Source organism: Streptomyces sp. NPDC003943 (assembly GCF_053605265.1).
Genome location: NZ_JBSGIW010000010.1, coordinates 94,985 through 115,249, shown reverse-complemented (window position 1 = coordinate 115,249; position 20,265 = coordinate 94,985). Strand labels below are relative to the sequence as shown.

18 protein-coding genes and 1 tRNA gene are annotated in these 20,265 nt (G+C 72.7%); 14 read left to right on the top strand and 5 right to left on the bottom strand.

All coding sequences use genetic code 11. The features are described 5' to 3' along the window. Positions 1–57: 57 nt before the first annotated feature. Positions 58–142 (bottom strand) — tRNA-Ser (locus tag ACWEV0_RS06895). A gap of 59 nt (positions 143–201) precedes the next feature. Continuing rightward, a complete protein-coding gene (locus tag ACWEV0_RS06890; protein WP_453147134.1) occupies positions 202–1,653 on the bottom strand; it encodes a S1C family serine protease in 1,452 nt (483 codons plus the stop codon). 149 nt (positions 1,654–1,802) lie between these two features. Between ACWEV0_RS06890 and ACWEV0_RS06885 the strand changes: the two genes are divergently transcribed. The 3 genes from ACWEV0_RS06885 (at position 1,803) to ACWEV0_RS06875 (ending at position 4,591) form a co-directional block, all read left to right on the top strand. Continuing rightward, the gene (locus ACWEV0_RS06885) at positions 1,803–2,627 is read left to right on the top strand and encodes a glycerophosphodiester phosphodiesterase (RefSeq protein ID WP_453147132.1); all 825 of its coding nucleotides are present in this window, start codon (positions 1,803–1,805) and stop codon (positions 2,625–2,627) included. 167 nt (positions 2,628–2,794) lie between these two features. Then, entirely contained in the window at positions 2,795–3,406 is a 612-nt protein-coding gene (locus tag ACWEV0_RS06880; protein WP_453147131.1) for an ATP-binding protein, read from the top strand. 207 nt (positions 3,407–3,613) lie between these two features. Continuing rightward, entirely contained in the window at positions 3,614–4,591 is a 978-nt protein-coding gene (locus ACWEV0_RS06875; protein ID WP_453147129.1) for a DUF5926 family protein, read from the top strand. 219 nt (positions 4,592–4,810) lie between these two features. Here the strand turns inward: ACWEV0_RS06875 and ACWEV0_RS06870 are convergent, their stop codons facing one another. Both ACWEV0_RS06870 and ACWEV0_RS06865 read right to left on the bottom strand, forming a co-directional pair. Next, the gene (locus tag ACWEV0_RS06870) at positions 4,811–5,431 is read right to left on the bottom strand and encodes a hypothetical protein (RefSeq protein WP_453147127.1); all 621 of its coding nucleotides are present in this window, start codon (positions 5,429–5,431) and stop codon (positions 4,811–4,813) included. Positions 5,432–5,560: 129 nt separating this feature from the next. Beyond that, entirely contained in the window at positions 5,561–6,340 is a 780-nt protein-coding gene (locus tag ACWEV0_RS06865) for a bifunctional DNA primase/polymerase (protein WP_453147125.1), read from the bottom strand. 381 nt (positions 6,341–6,721) lie between these two features. On the opposite strand from ACWEV0_RS06865, the gene ACWEV0_RS06860 reads away from it, so the two are divergent. Both ACWEV0_RS06860 and ACWEV0_RS06855 read left to right on the top strand, forming a co-directional pair. Further along, on the top strand, positions 6,722–8,254 hold the full coding sequence (locus ACWEV0_RS06860; protein WP_453147123.1) for a PP2C family protein-serine/threonine phosphatase: 1,533 nt from the start codon (positions 6,722–6,724) through the stop codon (positions 8,252–8,254). Between the two features lie 107 nt (positions 8,255–8,361). Continuing rightward, the gene (locus tag ACWEV0_RS06855) at positions 8,362–9,831 is read left to right on the top strand and encodes an aminopeptidase P family protein (RefSeq protein WP_453147122.1); all 1,470 of its coding nucleotides are present in this window, start codon (positions 8,362–8,364) and stop codon (positions 9,829–9,831) included. A gap of 73 nt (positions 9,832–9,904) precedes the next feature. Here ACWEV0_RS06855 and ACWEV0_RS06850 read toward each other — a convergent pair whose 3' ends face one another. Then, positions 9,905–10,354 (bottom strand): ATP-binding protein, encoded by a 450-nt coding sequence (locus ACWEV0_RS06850; RefSeq protein ID WP_453147120.1) that lies wholly within the window; start codon positions 10,352–10,354, stop codon positions 9,905–9,907. A 237-nt stretch (positions 10,355–10,591) separates the two neighbouring features. On the opposite strand from ACWEV0_RS06850, the gene ACWEV0_RS06845 reads away from it, so the two are divergent. The 9 genes from ACWEV0_RS06845 (at position 10,592) to ACWEV0_RS06805 (ending at position 20,228) form a co-directional block, all read left to right on the top strand. Continuing rightward, positions 10,592–11,395: a hypothetical protein gene (locus ACWEV0_RS06845; RefSeq protein ID WP_453147119.1), complete on the top strand. Its 804-nt coding sequence runs from the start codon at positions 10,592–10,594 to the stop codon at positions 11,393–11,395. Between the two features lie 122 nt (positions 11,396–11,517). Continuing rightward, a complete protein-coding gene (locus ACWEV0_RS06840) occupies positions 11,518–12,285 on the top strand; it encodes a YcnI family copper-binding membrane protein (RefSeq protein WP_453147117.1) in 768 nt (255 codons plus the stop codon). Positions 12,286–12,326: 41 nt separating this feature from the next. Then, a complete protein-coding gene (locus ACWEV0_RS06835) occupies positions 12,327–13,067 on the top strand; it encodes an SCO family protein (protein WP_453147115.1) in 741 nt (246 codons plus the stop codon). After that, positions 13,064–13,537: a copper chaperone PCu(A)C gene (locus ACWEV0_RS06830; RefSeq protein WP_453147113.1), complete on the top strand. Its 474-nt coding sequence runs from the start codon at positions 13,064–13,066 to the stop codon at positions 13,535–13,537. The genes ACWEV0_RS06835 and ACWEV0_RS06830 overlap by 4 nt, the downstream gene beginning before the upstream one ends. A 48-nt stretch (positions 13,538–13,585) precedes the next feature. Further along, complete coding sequence (locus tag ACWEV0_RS06825) at positions 13,586–15,523, top strand: copper resistance CopC/CopD family protein (protein ID WP_453147111.1); 1,938 nt, start codon at positions 13,586–13,588, stop codon at positions 15,521–15,523. Continuing rightward, positions 15,520–16,806 (top strand): iron uptake transporter deferrochelatase/peroxidase subunit, encoded by a 1,287-nt coding sequence (gene efeB, locus ACWEV0_RS06820; RefSeq protein WP_453147151.1) that lies wholly within the window; start codon positions 15,520–15,522, stop codon positions 16,804–16,806. Before ACWEV0_RS06825 ends, efeB begins: the two co-directional genes overlap by 4 nt. Positions 16,807–16,868: 62 nt before the next feature. Next, positions 16,869–17,804, top strand: coding sequence for a prephenate dehydratase (gene pheA, locus ACWEV0_RS06815; RefSeq protein ID WP_453147110.1), 936 nt, complete (start codon positions 16,869–16,871; stop codon positions 17,802–17,804). A gap of 316 nt (positions 17,805–18,120) precedes the next feature. Continuing rightward, positions 18,121–19,410, top strand: a complete 1,290-nt coding sequence (gene serS, locus ACWEV0_RS06810) for a serine--tRNA ligase (RefSeq protein WP_453147108.1) — start codon at positions 18,121–18,123, stop codon at positions 19,408–19,410. Between the two features lie 11 nt (positions 19,411–19,421). Continuing rightward, entirely contained in the window at positions 19,422–20,228 is an 807-nt protein-coding gene (locus tag ACWEV0_RS06805) for an HAD family hydrolase (RefSeq protein WP_453147149.1), read from the top strand. The last annotated feature ends 37 nt before the right edge of the window (positions 20,229–20,265 follow it).

Sequence of the window (20,265 nt, the reverse complement as noted above, 5' to 3'; positions counted from 1 at the left end):
GAGGAGGGCGACGCAAAGGGCGGGCCCCGTTTCCGGAACCCGCCCTCTCATCTGCTGCGGTGGGTGTGGGATTTGAACCCACGGTGACTCTCGCCACGACGGTTTTCAAGACCGTTCCCTTAGGCCGCTCGGGCAACCCACCCTTGCTCTCCGCGCCAACGGGCGGCCGAGCGGCTACAGCCTACCGGCTGGCGGGCGCGGTCAGCTGTCGCCCGTGCGTTCGCCGAGGGTGACCGTGGCGGTGGCGGTCTTGCCGGCGCGGACGTAGGTGATCTTGACGGTGTCGCCGGGCTTGTGGGTCCAGATCTCGCTGATGAGGGTCGGGCCGCTGTCGATCTGGCGGTCGTCGAAGGCGGTGATGGTGTCGCCGGGCTTGAGGCCGGCCTTGGCGGCCGGGCCGTTCGGGGTGATGGCGGCGGTGCCGCCGGAGCCCTGGTCGGCGATGGTGGCGCCCTCGCCCTTCTCCTGCATGTTCACCGTGGCGCCGATGACCGGGTAGACCGGCTTGCCGGTCCTGATCAGCTGCTCGGCCACGTTCCTGGCCTGGTTGACCGGGATGGCGAAGCCGAGGCCGATCGAGCCCGCCTGGGACTGGCCGTAGCCGCTGCCCGCCGACTGGATCGCCGAGTTGATGCCGATCACCGCGCCGCTCGCGTCGAGCAGCGGGCCGCCGGAGTTGCCCGGGTTGATCGAGGCGTCGGTCTGCAGCGCGCTCATGTACGAGTTCTTGCCGCCGGAGCCGTCACCGGAGGCGACCGGGCGGTCCTTGGCGCTGATGATGCCGGTGGTGACCGTGTTCGACAGGCCGAAGGGCGCGCCGATCGCGATCGTCGAGTCGCCGACCGCGACCTTCTCGGAGTCGCCGAGCGGCAGCGGGGTCAGGTCGGACGGGGCGTTCTTCAGCTTGATCACGGCCACGTCGTAGCCCTGCGCGCGGCCGACGACCTCGGCGTCGTACGTCTTGCCGTTGGAGAAGGTGGCGGAGAGCGTGCCGCCGTCCGCCGCGGAGGCCACCACGTGGTTGTTGGTGACGATGTGGCCTTCCTTGTCGTAGACGAAGCCGGTGCCCGTACCGCCCTCGCCGTCGACGCCGCCGGACTTCGCCTGGATGGTGACGACGCTCGGCAGCGCCTTGGCGGCGACCGCGGCGACCGTGCCCGGGTCGCGCTTGAAGGAGGAGGGGGCCTCGCCGGCCGAGACCGTCGTCGAGCTCGTGGAGTCGCCGTCGCGCTGGGACGCCGCCCAGTAGCCGATGCCGCCGCCGACGCCGCCGGCGACCAGGGCCGCGACGAGGACCGCCGCCACCAGGCCGCCGGCCCGCTTGCGCGGGGGCTGGGGGGCGACCGGCTGGGGCGCTCCCCAGGACGGGGTCACGGGCGGGGCGGGCGGCCAGCCACCGGCGGCGGCCGGGGAGGGGGCCGGGGCCTGGGTGGGGGTCGGGGCCGGGGAGGGGGCCGGGGCCGTCACCGGCTCCTGGACCGCCGTCACCGGCTCGGTGGGCGGCTCGGTGGGCTGCTCCGCCGGAGGCTCGGCCGGGGAGTCGGCCGCCGCCGGAGGCGTGGCGGGCGGCGTGGGCGGGGCGGGAGGAGTCGCAGGGGCGGACGGGGCAGTCTGGTCCGCCGGAACCGCCGTGCCCTCGTTCTCGGTGCTCACAGCTCTCTCCTCGTACACTGCGCGGTCTGGTCGTCAATCGTGCTGTGGCCAGCTTTTCCCACAGCACGTCAGGCCACTGTAAGCCGGAGCTGTGCGTTGGCACCCTATTGTTTACTTAGGGGCAAACCGGACAGCCGTACCATGACGCGGTGACCCACGCACCCCAGCAGCCGAGCCGCCCGCTCACCGTCCAGGTGGTCGCCCATCGCGGCGCCTCCGAAGACGCCCCCGAGCACACCCTCGCCGCCTATGTGAAGGCCATCGAGCACGGGGCCGACGCCCTGGAGTGCGACGTCCGGCTCACCGCCGACGGCCATCTCGTCCTCGTCCACGACCGGCGCGTCAACCGCACCTCCAACGGCCGCGGCGCCGTCTCCGCCCTGGAGCTCGCCGATCTCGCCGCGCTCGACTTCGGTACGTGGAAGGGGCGCGACGAGTCCGGCGAGGTGCCCGACTGGGGCGACCCCGAGGCCACCTCCGTCCTCACCCTCGAACGGCTCCTGGAGCTGGTCTCCGACGCCGGCCGCCGGATCGACCTGGCCATCGAGACCAAGCACCCCACCCGCTGGGCCGGTCAGGTGGAGGAGAAGCTGCTCCAGCTGCTCGACCGCTTCGGACTCGCCAAGCCGGCCGCGCCCGAGGAGTCGCCCGTCCGCGTCATGAGCTTCTCGGCGCGCTCGCTGCACCGCGTCGCCGCCGCCTCGCCGACGCTGCCGACCGTCTCGCTCTCCCAGTTCGTCACGCCCCGGCTGCGCTCCGGCGGGCTGCCGGCGGGCGCGCGGATCGCCGGACCCTCGATCCGGATCGTGCGGCACAATCCGACCGTGATCCTGCGGCTCCAGAAGGCCGGCCACCAGGTCCACGTGTGGACCGTGGACGATCCGGAGGACGTGGAGCTGTGCGTACGGCTCGGGATCGACGCGATCATCACGAACCGGCCGAAGCAGGTCCTCGCCCAGCTGGGCCGCGCGTAGGCGCGTTCAGCCGCGAGCAGCCGCCCGTAAGCGCGCGTAGGCCCGCGCAGCCGCCCGTAGGCGCGTAAAAGCCCTTCCGGCGCGGCCACTTGAGCCCCTTCTGTCCCGGCTGTCACACGGGTGCGGGGTGTGCACCGGCGCGTTCGGAACGTACGCGATCGTCACGAGTGCGTCACCGGAGGGGTACTGGCCGGTTTCCGGTCCAGGCCATTGGGGCATTCACCTCGTGGCGTGGGGCAAAGGAGGTCTCGGGGGTGGCGTTGGTGGTGGCACAGGAGGTGCCCACGTCGTCGAGCATGGCCGTACCTCATGGTCCTGCGGGCGTGGGTGAGGCGCGACACCGGATGCGGGAGCAGCTGATCCGCAGCGGGATGTCCGAATCGGTCGTCGACGACGCGGTGCTGATCCTTTCCGAACTGCTCAGCAATGCCTGTCGGCACGGCAGACCGCTGGGCCCCGGCGCGGACGTGGGCGACGGTGACGTACGGGCCGCCTGGAGCGTCGACAGACGCGGCGGCCTCACGATCGAGGTGACGGACGGCGGCGGCCCGACCCGCCCGGTTCCGGCCACCCCTTCCGTCACCGCGCGCGGCGGCCGCGGGCTGAACATCATCAGCGCGCTCGCCCAGGACTGGGGCGTCCGCGACAGCGCGACGGGCGAGGTCACCGTCTGGGCCCTCGTCACCGAGGGCGAGGGCCATCGTCGCGACGACTTCGCGACACGGGTCGGCGGCGGCCCCGGCCTGGGCTTCCTGGACGCGTACGACGACCTCGACTGACGACGGGCGGCTTGTTCGGGCGCCGTGGTCGTCGATGGTCGGCCCTGGCCGGCTCTGGACGGCCAGGGACGTAGGGGGACCGGGCGCCGGTGGCGCTCGGACCCGTCCGGCGCTCCCCCGCACGGCGGTGCCGGGCCACGCCGCGGACCCCGGGCGGCTAGGCTCGCGGCCATTACTGGATCGCCGCGATCGGGAGAAAGACCCACCATGGCCAAGAAGCGCCCCCAGACGAAGCCCGGCAAGGCCGGGCAGGCACAGGTCACGAGCGGGGAGATCCCGGTCGTCGGCGCGCGCGAGCCGTGCCCCTGTGGTTCGGGTCGCCGTTACAAGGCGTGTCACGGGCGGGCCGCCTCGCACGCCGTGACCGAGCTGGTGCAGCGCCCGTTCGAGGGACTGCCGGGTGAGTGCGACTGGGTCGCGCTGCGCGAGCTGGTGCCGGCCGCGACCGTGCCGCTGACGCTGAAGGACGGCCTGCCGGAGGGCGTGCCGTCCGTGACGCTGGCGACCGTGCTGCCGATGGCGTGGCCGGCGCTGCGCCGCGACGACGGCTCGGTGCTGATCGCCCTGCAGAACGAGTCGTCCACCGGCGACCTGGCCCGCGACCTCGCCGACACCCTGCAGCGCGCCCTGGTGGCCGAGCCGGGCACGCCGGTCGCCGCGCGGCGCGTCGAGGCGGAGGGTCCGCGGCTGCAGGAGCTGCTCGACCCGAACGGCGATTTTGCGCCGGAGGTGCACTCCGGATTCGAATTCTGGATTCCGGAGACGGCGGACAATTCCAACCCGGAGGTCGCCGCCTCCCTGGAGCGCGCCAACGCCGCCGCCATCCCCACCGTGAAGCTGGCGAGCGTCGACGCCGCCTACTGGTGCCAGGTCCCGGACAAGAACCACCTGCGCTGGGTCATGCCGCACCCGGAGGAGAAGCTGCTCGACGCGCTCGCCCGGCTGCAGGCCGCCGGCACCACCTCGCTCGGCCCGGACACCCGGCTCGTGGGCTCCTTCCGGGCGCACGGTCTGATGGTTCCGGTGTGGGACCTGCCGACCACGATGACGGCGGAGGACTGCGAGAAGCCGGCCGCCGAGTTCGCCGAGCGGCTCGCCACGGCGCTCGCGAGCGACGCTCCCCTCACCGTCGAGGAGCGTCGCGCGCGCGGCGGCCTCACCAACCGTCAGGTGACGCTCAGCTGATACCCCAGGTGGTATCCGTGACCGACAGACCGACCAGTCGGTGACGTCGACCACAAGATCTCGCCGGAAGGGCCAAATCCCTGTCCGAATAACCGAGATCGAATTTGCGAACGGCCAATCTCTTGTTACCGTTCTGGAAGCCCGGTCGCTGGTGCATCCCCCGTCGCCAGCGATCGGGCCTTTCCATGCCCTGGATCCGGCACCGGGTCCGTACGAGGCTCAACTACCTTCTGGCTCCGCCGCGTTGCTCCCCGAGCGCAGCAGCAGCGGCGTGCTGTCGCCCTCCCCGGACCCCGCGAATTCCGCCACCGCCGAATAGTCCGCGTGATCCGTGCCATCCGTGCCAACCGCGTGATCCGCGAGATCCGCGTGATCCGCTGAAACGCGTCCCGCCCGTCGCTCCCTCGGCGTCTCGCACGTCCCCGGTTCGTCCCGCGCCTCGACCGCGCACCGCACCTGTACGGTCCGCCCGGCGGGCGCCATCAGGGTGAGTACGGCGTCGAGCGGCTCGCCCGTCGCGTTGCGGTAGTACGTGCGCGCCCAGGTGTCGGCGCCCTCGGTCACCACGCACGTCTGCGCCTCCACGCCGTCGGGGGAGGCGAGTTCGGGGCCGCAGCGGGTGGCGGGGGAGGAGACCGCGGTACGGGCGGGGGGCAGGCCGAGGTCCGCGAGCAGGCCGCCCTCCGCCCCGGCGCCGTCCGCCGGCACCGACCCGCCGTCCGCCGGCACCGACCCGTCGGCCGTCGTGGTGGACGGGCCGGCCGTCGCCGCGATCGGCACCAGGACGGCGATCGACACGACGGCCCCGAGGGCCAGCACCCGCAGCTGCGCCGGTCTCACGCGCCCTCCAGTCGAAAGGTCCCCCGAAAGATCCTCCGGCGAAGATATCCGCGGCCGGCGGGCTCCCGGCCGGCCGCGCGCCCGATTCCCCTGGATGCCCGGGCCTGCCACACCCGTACGGGTGAAGCGTCAGTGCGCGAGCCTGCTGCCGCCGCCCGGTGTGCTCGTGCTCGCCTCGACGAGCGCGTCCACGACCGCCTCGACGTCCGGCAGCCACGGCCGCGCGGACCCTTCGAGCGGCGCCCGCTCCCAGCGGACCTGGCCGGTCCCGGTGGCCGAGGGCGGCAGCGGCAGATAGCCGCCGTCGCCGTGGAAGCGCAGCGTGCCGGGCACGCTGTCCTTCGCGTAGAGGAGCTCGCCGAGCCGTTCGAGGCCGTACGGGGCTACGAGGAGGGCCATCCGGTCGGGCGTGGTCACGACCGGGCCGAGCCGCATGCCCTGCGCGTCGAGCGCGGTGAGGGCGCGGGCGCCCGCGGCGGCCGGCAGGCTCACCGCGCACGGGGCGCGGCCGCCGGTGGCGAGCAGGACCGGGGCGCCGGGGCGGCCGCCGAACCACCAGCGGATCATGCGGGCGTCGGTGGTGGCCGCGAGGAGGCCGGGGTCGAAGGGGTGCGCGCCGGGTACGACGCACTCGGGGTCGGGACACGCACAGCTCGCGACGACGGGGGCGCCCTCGTCCGTACGGGAAGCGGCGCCCGCCCCGGCGCCCGCTCCCGCGAGCGGTCCCGTCGTACGCGCTCCGCCCGACCGCAGGCCCACGCCCGGCAGCACCGGCCAGCCCCAGGCGGTGGCGTACAGCAGCGCCGCGTCGAGCTGACCAGGGACGGTCTTCGCCACGCCCTCCATGCCCGCACCGCGCCTGCCGCGCCGGAACCGGAGCCTGCGTCGCCTTCCGGGGATCTCGCGCATGAGCGCTCGTCCTTTCCGTTGAACGCCAGAATCCACATCACACACGCGCACACATCACACCATGTGCACGTCTCTTCACTGTGCGTACGAGCTGCGCCCGAGCTCCGTGGGCAGTCCTGCCGGAACACGTTCCCCGCCACTCGGGGATAGGGGTGCGGCCTGCGGTGATGAGGACGCCCGGGTTCCGCGTCCGTATTCAGGGGCGTCGCCAACTGCCCCTGCCCGTCACCGATTACGTACCCGTCACGCTCTGAATGACGCGCTTTCAAACGACGCCAGTCGACCGCAAATGGTGCACGCCGAGGGCAATTTTCGGCCAACTTCCCCTAGTCTTCAACCCTCTCGCAGAGTCCCACGGACACCAGAAGTCCCATGGTGACAATGCTGGACATCGATCTACATGTGCGTGTAGATGTGGATCGATGGATAGCGGCGCAGAATGACTTGGGGGTTTGCGATGCTATTGCAGGAAATGAGCAGGTCGGAAAGCCGTCTGCCATGACTACACCCCGCGCGCCGAAAGTGGCCGGAATCGATTCCACCGTTCCCTCTCCCCCGCACACTGCGGCACCCGTCGGCGCGCCGCTCTCCGCCCACGTCTCCGCCATGCCCCCCGGGACGCCGCTGCAGGACCGCCTGGCCGGCTGGGTCTCCGACCTCACCCTCCTCCAGGAACTCACCGAGTCCCTGATCAGGACCGCCACGCTCGACGAGGCGCTGCACGAGCTGCTGCGCGCCGGCGCCGCCCTGGTCGGGGCGCGCCGCGGGATGGCCGTGCTCGAACCGGCCGACGGCCTCGGCCCCGCCAGCACCGTCGGCCTCGGCCTCGCCCACGCCGAGCTCGGCACCATCGAGACCGTGCCGCGCAGCGTCACCTCGTACGGCCGCATCCTCGACGGCCTCGACCCGCTGCCCGAAGGCTCGCTGCCCCGCCCCGTCGCCGTCCCCGACCTGCGCTCCGAGGAGGACCTCGACCCGCGGCTGCGCGAGGTCGCCGCCCGCCTGGGCTACGCCGCCAGCTACGCCCTGCCGCTCGCCACGGCGGAGGCCGGGAAGCTCGGCGCGGTCGTCTGGCTGTACGACGAGCCCGCCGAGCCCACCGAACGCCAGCGCCACCTGATCGGGCTCTACGGCCGCTTCGCCACCGAGCACCTCGCCCGCCTCCTGGAGGTCGAGCGCGCCCGCGTGCGGGTCGCCACCGTCGCCGAGGAGCTGCTGCCCAGCCGGCTCCCCCGGGTCCCCGGCGTGCAGCTCGCCGCCCGGCACCGCACCGGCCCGCGGGGCGGCGGCGACTGGTACGACGCGCTGCCGCTGCCCGAGGGCGCCCTCGGGCTCGCCGTCGGCTCCGTCACCGGCAGCGGGCCGAGCGCGCTGGCCGCCATGGGCCGGCTGCGCGCCTCGCTCCGCGCGTACGCCGTGATGGAGGGCGAGGACCCGGTCGCCGTCCTGTCCGACCTGGAGCTGCTGCTGCGCCTCACCGAGCCCGCGCGCTCGGCCACCGCCCTCTTCGCCTACTGCGAGCCGGCCGACCGCCGGATCGTCCTCGCCGGCGCCGGGCACGCCCCGCCGCTGGTCGTCGGCGAGCACCGCACCGAGTACGTGGAGACCTCGCTGTCCGCCCCGCTCGGCATGCTGGCCTGCTGGGAGGCGCCCAGCGTGGAGCTGTCGCCCGCCGCTGGAGAAACGGTGCTGCTGTACACCGACGGGCTGCTGCGGCGCACCGGCGATCCCATGGACCGGGCCTTCGCGCGGCTGCACGCGGCCGCCGCGAGCGTGCCGAGGGCGGACCGGACCGACCCGGGCGCGGTCGCCGACCACGTCCTGCGGACCCTGCTCCCGGACGGCCTGGACGGCCGGGACACGTCGGCCGACGACGGCGAGGACGTGGTGCTGCTGGCCGCGCGCTTCGAGTGAGAAGCGCCACCTGGTGAGTTTCCGGAAGCGGACCTTCCGCCTCTGAGTTGCCTCCGCACGAACGTACGATGGTGATGGTTCAGTGTCGTACCAAAGGAGGCAGAACCGTGGCCGATGAGCTCACGACGGAGACCCCGGAGACCCCGGAAGGTTCCGAAGAGCAGGCGATCAAGCAGCGGAAGAACGGTCTGTACCAGGACGTGTCCGACGAGCTCGCCGAGAACATGAAGTCCGGCTGGGCCGACACCGAGCTGCACGACCTCGCCCCGATCGCCCAGGCCGCGCACACCGCCGCCCGCCGCGCCGCGCTCTCCGCCCGCTTCCCGGGCGAGCGCCTGGTCATCCCGGCCGGCAACCTGAAGACCCGGTCCAACGACACCGAGTACTCCTTCCGCGCCTCCACCGAGTACGCGTACCTCACCGGCGACCAGACGCACGACGGCGTGCTCGTCCTGGAGCCCACCGCCGGGGGCCACACCGCCACGATCTACCTGCTGCCGCGCTCCGACCGCGAGAACGGCGAGTTCTGGCTCGACGGCCAGGGCGAGCTGTGGGTCGGCCGCCGCCACTCCCTCGCCGAGGCGGAGCAGCTGCTCGGTCTGCCCGCGAAGGACGTCCGCGAGCTGCCCGCGGCCCTGACCGCGGCCACCGGCCCGGTCCGCGCCGTCCGCGGCCACGACGCCGGCATCGAGGCCGCCCTCGCCGACAAGGTCACCGCCGAGCGCGACGAGGAGCTGCGGATCTTCCTCTCCGAGGCCCGCCTCGTGAAGGACGCCTTCGAGATCGCCGAGCTGGAGAAGGCGTGCGCCTCGACCGCGCGCGGCTTCGAGGACGTCGTCAAGGTCCTCGACAAGGCCCGGGCGACCAGCGAGCGCTACATCGAAGGAACCTTCTTCCTGCGCGCCCGCGTCGAGGGCAACGACGTCGGCTACGGCACCATCGCCGCCGCCGGCCCGCACGCCTGCACCCTGCACTGGGTCCGCAACGACGGCCCGGTCCGCTCCGGCGACCTGCTGCTGCTCGACGCCGGCGTGGAGACCACCGAGCTCTACACCGCCGACGTCACCCGCACGCTGCCCGTCAACGGCCGCTTCACCGACGTCCAGCGCAAGATCTACGACGCCGTGTACGAGGCCCAGGAGGCCGGCATCGCCGCCGTGAAGCCCGGCGCCGCCTACCGCGACTTCCACGACGCCGCCCAGCGCGTGCTCGCCGAGAAGCTCGTCGAGTGGGGCCTCGTCGAGGGCCCGGTCGACCGCGTCCTGGAACTCGGCCTGCAGCGCCGCTGGACCCTGCACGGCACCGGTCACATGCTCGGCATGGACGTCCACGACTGCGCCGCCGCGCGCACCGAGGCGTACGTCGACACGACCCTGGAGCCGGGCATGTGCCTGACCGTCGAGCCGGGTCTCTACTTCCAGGCCGACGACGTCAGCGTGCCGGAGGAGTACCGGGGCATCGGCGTCCGCATCGAGGACGACATCCTCGTCACGGACTCCGGCAACCGGAACCTGTCGGACCAGCTGCCGCGCGCCTCCCACGAGGTCGAGGCGTGGATGGCCGGCCTGCAGGGCTGACGCACCGCACGAGGAGCCCCCGCCGACACCGTCGGCGGGGGCTCCTGCCGTCCGTGGCGTCCGGGGCCGCCGGCTACGCCAGCGCGAGCGGCGCGTCCGGGCGCCACTTGAGGAGCTTGTCGAAACTGACCAGCGCGCCGCCGCGGCCCGTACGGCCGACGTGCACGTGGTCGGCGAGCTCCTCGATCAGCCGGAGCCCGCGGCCGTGTTCGGCGTACGTGTCGGCCGACGGGACCGGTGCCGGGCCCGGGAAGCCGGGGCCGGAGTCGGCCACCTCGATACGGCAGGTCTCGCCGTCCAGGTAGGCGGTGACGCGGTACGCCTCCGAGGCCCGGCCGAACCGCCCGGTGACCGCGCCCCCGTGCTCGACGGCGTTCGCGCACGCCTCCGTCAGGGCCACCGACAGGTCGTAGGAGACGTCCGGGTCGACGCCCGCCGTCTCCATCGTGCCGAGCAGCAGCCGGCGGGCGAGTGGCACGCTCGCGGCCTCGCGCCGCAGATGCAGGGACCACCAGATGCTCATGCTCCAGCCTCCTGTGCGCCACGACATACCGATACGTATTGCCGTGCCGCGTGGTCCATAAGCCCCCTCCCCCCGCAACGGCGCCCGTTCGGCGGATGCGGGAACCGGTGTGCCGGTGTAATGCGCGCCGCTCCGTGCCGGTCGGAGTCCGACGGGATGCCGTCCGAAGGCGCACAAGGGTGACCTTCCGGACCTGCCGTATGGGCGGGGTGGGCCTGGTGCGATGATGGGCCCGCCATGTCTGCCCCCGCGCTCGCGCCACGCCTGCTGAGGGCCGCGGTGTTCACCGCGGTCTGTGTCGTGCTGGCCGCGCTCGGCCACGCGCTGGCCGCCTGTGCGGGGATCGCGCTGTGGTCGCTGGCCGCCGGCTTCCTCGGCGTCTTCGGCTTCACGGTGCTCGTCGCGGGACGGGAGCGTTCGCTGCCGTTCGTCGTCGGCGCGCTCACGGCCGGACAGCTCGCCCTGCACGCCCTGTTCGGGCTCGGACAGCGGCCGCCGGCCCTGGGCCCGCAGTCGGACAACGCGCTCGTCAACCTCGCCGCCAAGCTGGTCTGCGGGCGCGGCGCGTCCGCGCTGAGCCCCGCCGACGCGGCCCGGATCGTCAGCGACGCCGGGCTCACCCCGGCCGCCCCGGTCACGGCCGGAGCGCACGCGCACATGGCGGGCATGAGCGGGATGCCGGCTCCCGTCGCGCCCGCCGAACTGGTGCCCAGCCTCCCGATGCTGCTCGGTCACCTCCTCGCCGCGCTCGCCACCGGCTGGCTGCTGCGCCGCGGCGACCTGGCCCTCGGCCGGCTCGTCCGGCTGTCGACGGAGGGCGTCGCCGAGTTCGCCGAGTGCGCGCTCGTACGGTCGCTGCGCGCCGCGCTGTTCCTCGTACGGGCCCTGCTCGCCGGCCTGCCGGGCGCTCCGGCCACCGGGCCGCGCGGGCCCGCCCGTACCGCCTTCGACTCCTCGCCGCCGCCGGTGGCCGAGGCACTTCAGCACACGGTGATCAGGCGCGGCCCGCCGGCCGCCGCCCGCTGCCTCCTCGCAGCCTGACGCGGGCCGCTCCAGCCACGGAGGAATTCGGGGGGGGGCGGGTCCGCAGCCGTCCGCGTCCGCACGCGGACCGCGCACGCCTGTCTTCCGACGTTTCTTTCATGAGCTGGAGTGTCTCTGCCATGAGCGTTTCCCGTACGTTCCCGCCCCGCACGTTCGTCGCCCGTGCCGCCGTCGCCGCCGGTGTCGCCGCCTCCTCCGTCCTGCTGCTCTCCGGCACCGCCTTCGCGCACGTGAGCGTGCAGCCGCAGGGCCAGGCCACCCAGGGCGGCTACGCGACCGTCAACCTGAAGGTCCCGAACGAGCGCGACAACGCCTCCACCGTCAAGGTCGAGGTCAGCTTCCCGGCCGACCACCCGCTGGCCTCCGTGATGCCGCAGCCGGTCCCCGGCTGGAAGGTCGAGGTCACCAGGGCGAAGCTCGCCAAGCCGCTCGCGCTGCACGGCAAGACGATCAACGAGGCCGTCTCCAAGGTGACCTGGACGGCGGACGGTTCGAAGATCGGCCCCGGCCAGTTCCAGCAGTTCCCGCTCTCCCTCGGCCAGCTGCCGGAGGACACCGACCGGCTCGTCCTGAAGGCCCTGCAGACCTACGACAACAACGAGGTCGTGCGCTGGATCGAGGAGCCCAAGGACGGCGCCGCCGAGCCCGAGAACCCCGCCCCCGTCCTGAAGCTGGCCGCCGCGACCGGCGAGGGCGACGACGACCACCACGACGGTGCCGCCAAGGGTGCCGACGACAAGGCCGGCGCGCACGACGACGGCGAGCACAAGGAGGCCGCCGCCTCCTCGACCGACAACGCGGCCCGCGTCCTCGGCGTCGTCGGCATCGTCATCGGTCTCGCCGGAGTCGCCTTCGGCGTCCTGGCCGGGCGCCGTCGCTCGGCCTGACGCACGGCCCGGAGCACATCCCCTCTCCCGAAAGACACACCATGTCCGACACCAAGTCCGACACCACGTCCGGCACCACCACGGACGGCGACCGCCCCGGCCGCCGTGCCCCGCTGATCGCCGCCGCGGTGGCGATCGTCGCGGCGATCGGCATCACGGCCGCCGTCGGCCTGAACGGCGGCGAGAACCCGGACGGCACGTCCGGCGGCAACGCGCCGGTCGCCGAGGTCTCCGGCGGCACCGACAACACCAGGGCCGCCACCGTCCTCGACCGGCCGTTCACCAAGCCCGACCTGGTCCTGACCGACACCAAGGGCCAGAAGTACGACCTCCGCGAGCGCACCAAGGGCAAGCCGACGCTCATCTACTTCGGCTACACCCACTGCCCCGACGTGTGCCCACTGACGATGAGCAACATCGCCATCGCGCGCAAGCAGCTCCCCAAGGCCGACCAGGACAAGCTCCAGGTCGTCTTCGTCACCACCGACCCGGAGCGGGACACCGCCGCCGAGCTCGGCAAGTGGCTGCCCGCCGCCGGCGACCCGTCGTTCACCGGTCTGACCGGCGACTTCTCGGCCATCCAGGCCGGGGCGCGCTCGATCGGCATCGGCATCGACCCGCCGACGAAGGAGAAGGACGGCACGGTCGTCTCCATGCACGGCGCGCAGGTGATCGCGTTCTCGCCGACGACCGACCAGGGCTACGTCCTGTACGGCGAGTCCACCACCGCCGACGACTACGCCAAGGACCTGCCGAAGCTCATCAAGGGGGAGAACCCGTGACCCGCCGCACCACCACCCTGCCCGCCTCCGTCGCTGCCGTGGCGCTCGCCACCGCGCTCGCGCTGACCGGGTGTTCGTCCTCGTCCTCGGACGCCAAGAGCGGCCCCGAACTGAAGGTGAGCGGCGCGTTCATGCCGCAGCCGGTGATGGACATGGCCGGCGGCTTCCTCACCATCACCAACGACGGCAACACCGCCGACAAGCTCACCTCCGTCACCAGCTCGCTCTCGGACGACATCACGATCCACGAGTCCAAGAACCAGAAGATGCAGGAGGTGAAGTCCTTCGACATCCCGGCGAACGGCGAGCTCAAGCTCGAACGCGGTGGCAACCACATCATGTTCATGGAGCTGAAGAAGCAGCCCAAGCAGGGCGAGAAGGTCGGCATCGAGCTCCACTTCGAGAAGTCCGCGCCCATCAAGGTCGAGCTTCCCGTCGAGGCCCCCAACCACAACCCGAAGCAGCACTGAGCCCTCTGAGGCAGTGACAGGAATCCCAGGAAGGGAGTGACAGAACCCGTGACCACCACCGCCCCGCGCCTCGGACCGGCCCTCGCCCGGCTGCTGCTCGTCGCCGCCGCGCTCCTCGGCGCCCTGCTCGCCACGGCGGGCCCCGCGTCCGCGCACGCGGCGCTGACCGGCAGCGACCCGCAGGACGGGGCGGTGGTCGCCACCGCCCCCAAGGAGGTCGACCTCACCTTCTCCGAACAGGTCGCCATGAGCGGCGACTCCATCCGGGTGCTCGACCCGGCGGGGAAGCGGGCCGACACGGGCGAGATCCGCGACCGGTGCAGCGGTTCGACCGTCCGCTACGGGGTGGAGCTGCTGCCCGGGCTGCCCGACGGCACCTACACGGTGGCCTGGCAGACCGTCTCCGCCGACAGCCACCCCGTCTCCGGCGCCTTCACCTTCTCGATCGGCGCCCCGTCGAAGACCTCCGTCGCCCTGCCGGACACCCCGGTGGGCGGCGGGGTGGTCGGCGCGCTGTACGGGATCGCGCGCTACCTCTCGTACGCCGCCTTCGTCGTCCTCGTCGGCGGCGGCGCGTTCGTGCTCGCCTGCTGGCCGCGCGGTGCGGCCGTACGGCCCGTGCAGAAGCTCGTGGTGGGCGGCTGGCTCACGCTGACCGGGTCCACGCTCGCGCTGCTGCTGCTCCGTCACCCGTACACCCGGACCGGGAAGCTCGCCGACGTCTTCGACCTGGGCGGGCTGCGGGCCGTCCTGGAGACGAAGACCGGGGCCGCGCTCTCCTCGCGACTGCTGCTGCTCGGCGCGGCGGCGCTGTTCGTGGCCGTGCTGTTCGGCGCGTACGCCAGGACGGTCGCGGAGCGGGAACAGGGAAGCGAGCGCGACGAGGAGGGGCGCCGGGACCTCACCTTCGGGCTCGCGCTCGGCGGCGTCGTCGTCGCCGCCGGCATCGCCGGGACCTGGGCGCTCGCCGAGCACGCCTCGACCGGGCTCCAGCCGGGCATCGCGATGCCCGTCGACATCCTGCACCTGCTGGCCGTGGCCGCCTGGCTGGGCGGTCTGACCGCGCTGCTCGTGGCGCTGTACCGGGCGCCGTCGGTCGAGCGGTCGGCCGTCGAGCGCTACTCGAAGGTGGCGTTCGGCTCGGTCGTCGTCCTCGCAGCCACCGGGATCTACCAGTCCTGGCGGCAGGTCGGCACCTGGTCGGCGCTCACCGACACCCGGTACGGGCAGCTGCTCCTGGTCAAGATCGGCCTGGTCGCCGTGCTCGTGGGCATCGGCTGGGTGTCGCGGCGCTGGGTCCGGCGACTGGCGGAGGCGCCCGCTTCCGAGCGGGTGGAGGAGGCCGAGGAGACCGAGGAGCCCTCGGATGCGGAGGGCGCCGAGGCCGTCGCGGCTGTCGAGATCGACGAGGAGCGGGCCGCGCAGCTCGCCCGGCAGCGGGCCGCCGTGGCCACCGCGCGGCGGAAGAAGGCGCGGGACGCGGACCCCGAGCGGGCCGGGCTGCGCCGCTCGGTGCTCACCGAGGCCGCCGTCGCCGTCGTGCTGCTCGCCGTCACGACCGTGCTGACCGCCACCGAGCCCGCCCGTACGGAGGAGGAGACGGGCCGGGGCCGGGCCGCGGCCGGCTCCACCGCCGTCCCCAACCGCCCGATCGACGTCCGGCTGCCCTTCGACACGGGCGGCGTCGACGGCAGGGGCACCGTCCAGCTCACCCTCGACCCGGGCCGCACGGGCGCCAACGCGCTGCACATCTACGTGCTGCGGCCGAACGGGCGGGGCCTGGACGTTCCCGAGGTGAAGGTCGCCTTCACCCTCAAGGAGAAGAACATCGGCCCGCTTCCCGTGCTGCCCGACCGGGTCCAGACCGGGCACTGGAGCGCGGCCGGCGTCCAGCTGCCGATGCCGGGCGAATGGCTGATGCAGGTCACCGTCCGCACCTCCGACATCGACCAGACCACCATCGAGAAGAACGTGAAGATCGGCTGAGCCCCGTGAACAACCCGAGCAACCCGAGCAACCCGAGCAACGACAACAATCTTGAGATCTCCCGGCGGCGGGTGCTCGGCACTGTCGGTGCGGCCGGTGCCGCCGGACTGGTGATCGGCGCGGCCGGCGGTGCCGGGATCTCGGCGGCGGTGTCTCCCGACGCCCCCTCGACCGACTCGACCGCCCTCGCCTCCGTCGGTGCGACCGAGGTGATGTTTCACGGGAAACATCAAGCGGGGATCACCACTCCGCTTCAGGCCCGCGGCCATCTGATCGCCTTCGACCTCGTCCCCGGCGCCGGCCGCAAGGAGGCCACCGCGCTGCTGCGCCGCTGGTCGGCCACGGCCAAGGCGCTGATGGCGGGCGGGACCGCGACCGACGACACCGGGATCGCGCTCGACGCGGGGCCGTCCTCGCTGACGGTGACCTTCGGCTTCGGCCGCACCTTCTTCGACCGCACCGGGCTCGCCGCGCGCCGCCCGGCGCAGCTCGACCCGCTGCCCGCCTTCTCGTCCGACGCGCTCGACCCGAAGCGTTCGGAGGGCGATCTGTGGGTGCAGATCGGCGCGGACGACGCCCTGGTCGCCTTCCACGCGCTGCGCGCGGTCCAGAAGGACGCGGCGGGCGCGGCCCGGGTGCGCTGGCAGATGAACGGCTTCAACCGGTCCGCCGGGGCCACGGCCAGGCCGATGACGGCCCGCAACCTGATGGGCCAGGTGGACGGCACGAACAACCCCAAGCCGTCCGAGCCCGACTTCGACCGCCGGATCTTCGTGCCCGGGTCGTCCTCGTCCGACTGGATGGCGGGCGGCTCGTACGCGGTCGTGCGGCGGATCCGGATGCTGCTCGACGACTGGGAGAAGCTCTCGCTCGACAAGCAGGAGAAGGTCATCGGACGGCGGAAGGCCGACGGCGCGCCGCTGAGCGGCGGGACCGAGACGACCAAGCTCGACCTGAACAAGCTCGGCCCGGACGGCAAGGCGGTCATCCCGGACAACGCCCATGCCCGGATCTCCGCCCCCGAACAGAACGGCGGAGCGGCGATGCTGCGCCGGCCGTTCTCCTTCCACGACGGGATCGCGCCCGACGGCACGCCGGACGCCGGCCTGCTGTTCGTGTGCTGGCAGGCCGACCCGCTGCGCGGCTTCGTGCCGGTGCAGCGCAAGCTCGACCGGGGCGACGCGCTGTCCCCGTTCGTGCGGCACGAGTCGAGCGGTCTGTTCGCGGTGCCGGGCGGTCCGGCCGAGGGCGAGTACGTGGGCCAGCGGCTTCTCGAGTCGTAGACGCCTTTCTCGAGTCGCAGAACGGCGGCGCCCCGGCGGACCGGCTCCATTAGGGTGACCGTATGTCCGCCACCCGGTATACGTATCTCGGTCCCGAAGGCACTTTCACGGAGGCCGCGCTGCGTACGCTGCCCGAGGCCGCGACGCGGGAGCTCGTCCCGATGGTCTCGGTCCCGGCCGCGCTCGACGCGGTGCGCAACGGTGAGGCGGCGGCGGCACTCGTGCCGATCGAGAACTCGGTCGAGGGCGGTGTGACCGCCACGCTCGACGAGCTGGCCTCGGGCGAGCCGCTGATGATCTACCGCGAGGTGGTCCTGCCGATCGCCTTCGCCCTGCTCGTACGGCCGGGGACGAAGCTGTCGGAGATCAAGACGGTCACCGGCCATCCGGTCGCCCAGCCGCAGGTGCGGAACTGGCTGCGGTCGCATCTGCCGGAGGCGGTGTGGGAGTCGGCCGCCTCCAACGCGGACGGGGCCCGGCTCGTGCAGGAGGGCCGCTTCGACGCGGCCTTCGCGGGCGAGTTCGCGGCGGCGACGTACGGGCTCGAACCGCTGGTCACCGAGATCCACGACGCAGAGAACGCGGAGACGCGGTTCGTGCTCGTGGGCCGCCCGGCCCGGCCGGCGGCGCCCACCGGCGCCGACAAGACCTCGGTCGTGCTGTGGCTCGGCGACGACCACCCGGGCGCCCTGCTCGAACTCCTCCAGGAGTTCGCGGTGCGCGGGGTCAACCTGATGCTGATCCAGTCGCGTCCGACGGGCGCGGGCATCGGCAACTACTGCTTCGCCGTGGACGCCGAGGGCCACATCTCGGACCGGCGGGTCGGCGAGGCACTGATGGGCCTGAAGCGGATCTGCCCGCAGGTGCGCTTCCTGGGCTCGTACCCGCGCGCGGGCGTCGCGCCCGAGGACGTACGGCCGCTGCGGCGCGGGACGACGGACACCGAGTTCACGGCGGCGTCGGACTGGCTGGCCCGGGTCCAGGACGGCCGGACCTGAGTTATCCACAGGGTCGCCCCTCGGCCTGGGGACAAGTCGACAAGGCGGTCGGCGCGGGTCGACAAATCGCCGTCATCCCAGGTCCGGGGCCCCACACTTTGGAGCGAGCAATTCCCACTCGAAGGAGTGGGAAAATGCCCTGAAGATCGACGGGTGGCGCTCATCCACAGATCTTTCGCACAGCCTGTGGATAACCCACTCTCGCTGTGCAGAACTCCGAATGGGGAATTCGCTGGAAAGCGAAGCAATTCGGGCAAAGCGACACGCAATCCTATATCGGGTAGGGCCGTACCTGCCGCACCGGTAGCCTGGTGGGGTGATTGACCTTCGCCTGCTCCGTGAGGACCCCGACCGTGTTCGCGCCTCCCAGCGCGCCCGTGGAGAGGACGTCGGCCTCGTCGACGCCCTGCTCTCCGCCGATGAGCGGCGCAGGTCGTCCGGCGTCCGCTTCGACGAACTCCGCTCCGAGCAGAAGGCGCTCGGCAAGCTGATCCCCAAGGCGTCCCCCGAGGAGCGCGCCGAGCTGCTGCAGAAGGCCGAGCAGCTCAAGACCGACGTCAAGGCCGCCGAGGCCGAGCAGAACGAGGCCGACGAGACGGCCCGCGCGCTGCTGCTCCAGCTCGGCAACATCGTCCACCAGGACGTGCCGGTCGGCGGTGAGGAGGACTTCGTCGTCCTCGAGACGCACGGCACCATCCGCGACTTCGCCGCCGAGGGCTTCGAGCCCAAGGACCACCTGGAGCTCGGCGAGGCGCTCGGCGCCATCGACGTCGAGCGCGGCGCCAAGGTCTCCGGCTCGCGCTTCTACTACCTCACCGGCGTCGGCGCGCTCCTGGAGCTCGCCCTGGTCAACGCGGCGATCGCGCAGGCCACCGAGGCCGGCTTCATCCCGATGCTCACCCCGGCGCTGGTCCGCCCGCGCGCCATGGAGGGCACCGGCTTCCTCGGCCAGGCCGCCGAGAACGTGTACCACCTGGAGAAGGACGACTTCTACCTGGTCGGCACGTCCGAGGTGCCGCTCGCCGCGTACCACATGGACGAGATCATCGAGGCCGACAAGCTGCCGCTGCGCTACGCCGGCTTCTCGCCGTGCTTCCGCCGCGAGGCCGGCACGTACGGCAAGGACACCCGCGGCATCTTCCGCGTCCACCAGTTCGACAAGGTCGAGATGTTCTCGTACGTCGCTCCGGAGGACGCCGAGGCCGAGCACAAGCGGCTCCTGAACTGGGAGAAGCAGTGGCTCACCTCCCTGGAGCTGCCGTTCCAGGTCATCGACGTCGCCACCGGCGACCTCGGCGCCTCGGCCTCGCGCAAGTTCGACTGCGAGGCGTGGATCCCGACCCAGGGCAAGTACCGCGAGCTGACCTCGGCCTCCAACTGCGACGGCTTCCAGGCCCGCCGCCTCTCCGTCCGCATGCGCGAGGAGCGGGACGGCAAGAAGACCGTGCAGCCGCTGGCCACCCTGAACGGCACGCTGTGCGCCGTCCCGCGCACCATCGTGGCGATCCTGGAGAACCACCAGCTGGCCGACGGCTCGGTGCGCGTGCCCGAGGTGCTGCGCCCCTACCTCGGCGGCCGTGAGGTCCTGGAGCCGGTCTCCAAGTGAGCACGTTCCCCGTGGGCACGTTCCCCTACCGCCTGGTCGCGACGGATCTCGACGGCACGCTGCTGCGGGCCGACGAGTCCGTCTCCGACCGGACGCGCGCGGCGCTCCTCGCGGCCACCGAGGCCGGAGCGGCGCACATCATCGTGACCGGGCGGGGGGTGCCCTGGACCCGGCACATCCTCGACGACCTCGGCTACGAGGGGATCGCGGTGTGCGGGCAGGGCGCACAGGTCTACCACGCCGGTGAGCACCGGCTGCTGACCTCGCTCACGCTCGACCGGCAGCTCGCCGGCCTCGCCCTCTCCAAGATCGAGGCGGAGGTGGGGCCGCTGGCCCTGGCCGCCAGCCGCGACGGTCTGGAGGGCGAGGTCCTGATCGGCCCCGGCTACCGGAGCCAGGAAGGGCCGCTGCCGTACGTCCCGTACGAGGACCCGGCCGAGCTGTGGGCGGCGCCGCTGACCAAGCTGTACATCCAGCACCCGACGCTGACCGACGACGAGCTGACCCTGATCGCCCGGGAGACCGTCGGCGGGCTCGTCGACGTCGTCCTGGCCGGCCCGGGCATCGTGGAGATCGTCCCGCTCGGCCTCAGCAAGGCCACCGGGCTCTCCATCGCCGCGCGCCGGCTCGGCGTGAAGGCCGCGGAGACCATCGCCTTCGGCGACATGCCCAACGACATCCCGATGTTCGGCTGGGCGGCCCGGGGCGTGGCGATGGCCAACGCGCACGTGGAGCTGAAGGCGGTCGCCGACGAGGTGACCGGCTCGAACGAGGAGGACGGCATCGCCGTCGTCCTGGAGCGGCTGCTCCAGCAGTAGAGGGAGTACGAAAAGCGGGGCGGCCCGCGCGGTTCGC

What these genes read in the sequence shown, in the direction of transcription:
- ACWEV0_RS06850 (WP_453147120.1), bottom strand. Translation starts at nt 10,354, where the DNA reads ATGAGCATCTGGTGGTCCCTGCATCTGCGGCGCGAGGCCGCGAGCGTG.
- ACWEV0_RS06860 (WP_453147123.1), top strand. Translation starts at nt 6,722, where the DNA reads ATGCTGGACATCGATCTACATGTGCGTGTAGATGTGGATCGATGGATA.
- ACWEV0_RS06875 (WP_453147129.1), top strand. Translation starts at nt 3,614, where the DNA reads ATGGCCAAGAAGCGCCCCCAGACGAAGCCCGGCAAGGCCGGGCAGGCA.
- ACWEV0_RS06840 (WP_453147117.1), top strand. Translation starts at nt 11,518, where the DNA reads ATGAGCGTTTCCCGTACGTTCCCGCCCCGCACGTTCGTCGCCCGTGCC.
- pheA (WP_453147110.1), top strand. Translation starts at nt 16,869, where the DNA reads ATGTCCGCCACCCGGTATACGTATCTCGGTCCCGAAGGCACTTTCACG.
- ACWEV0_RS06865 (WP_453147125.1), bottom strand. Translation starts at nt 6,340, where the DNA reads ATGCGCGAGATCCCCGGAAGGCGACGCAGGCTCCGGTTCCGGCGCGGC.
- ACWEV0_RS06845 (WP_453147119.1), top strand. Translation starts at nt 10,592, where the DNA reads ATGTCTGCCCCCGCGCTCGCGCCACGCCTGCTGAGGGCCGCGGTGTTC.
- ACWEV0_RS06835 (WP_453147115.1), top strand. Translation starts at nt 12,327, where the DNA reads ATGTCCGACACCAAGTCCGACACCACGTCCGGCACCACCACGGACGGC.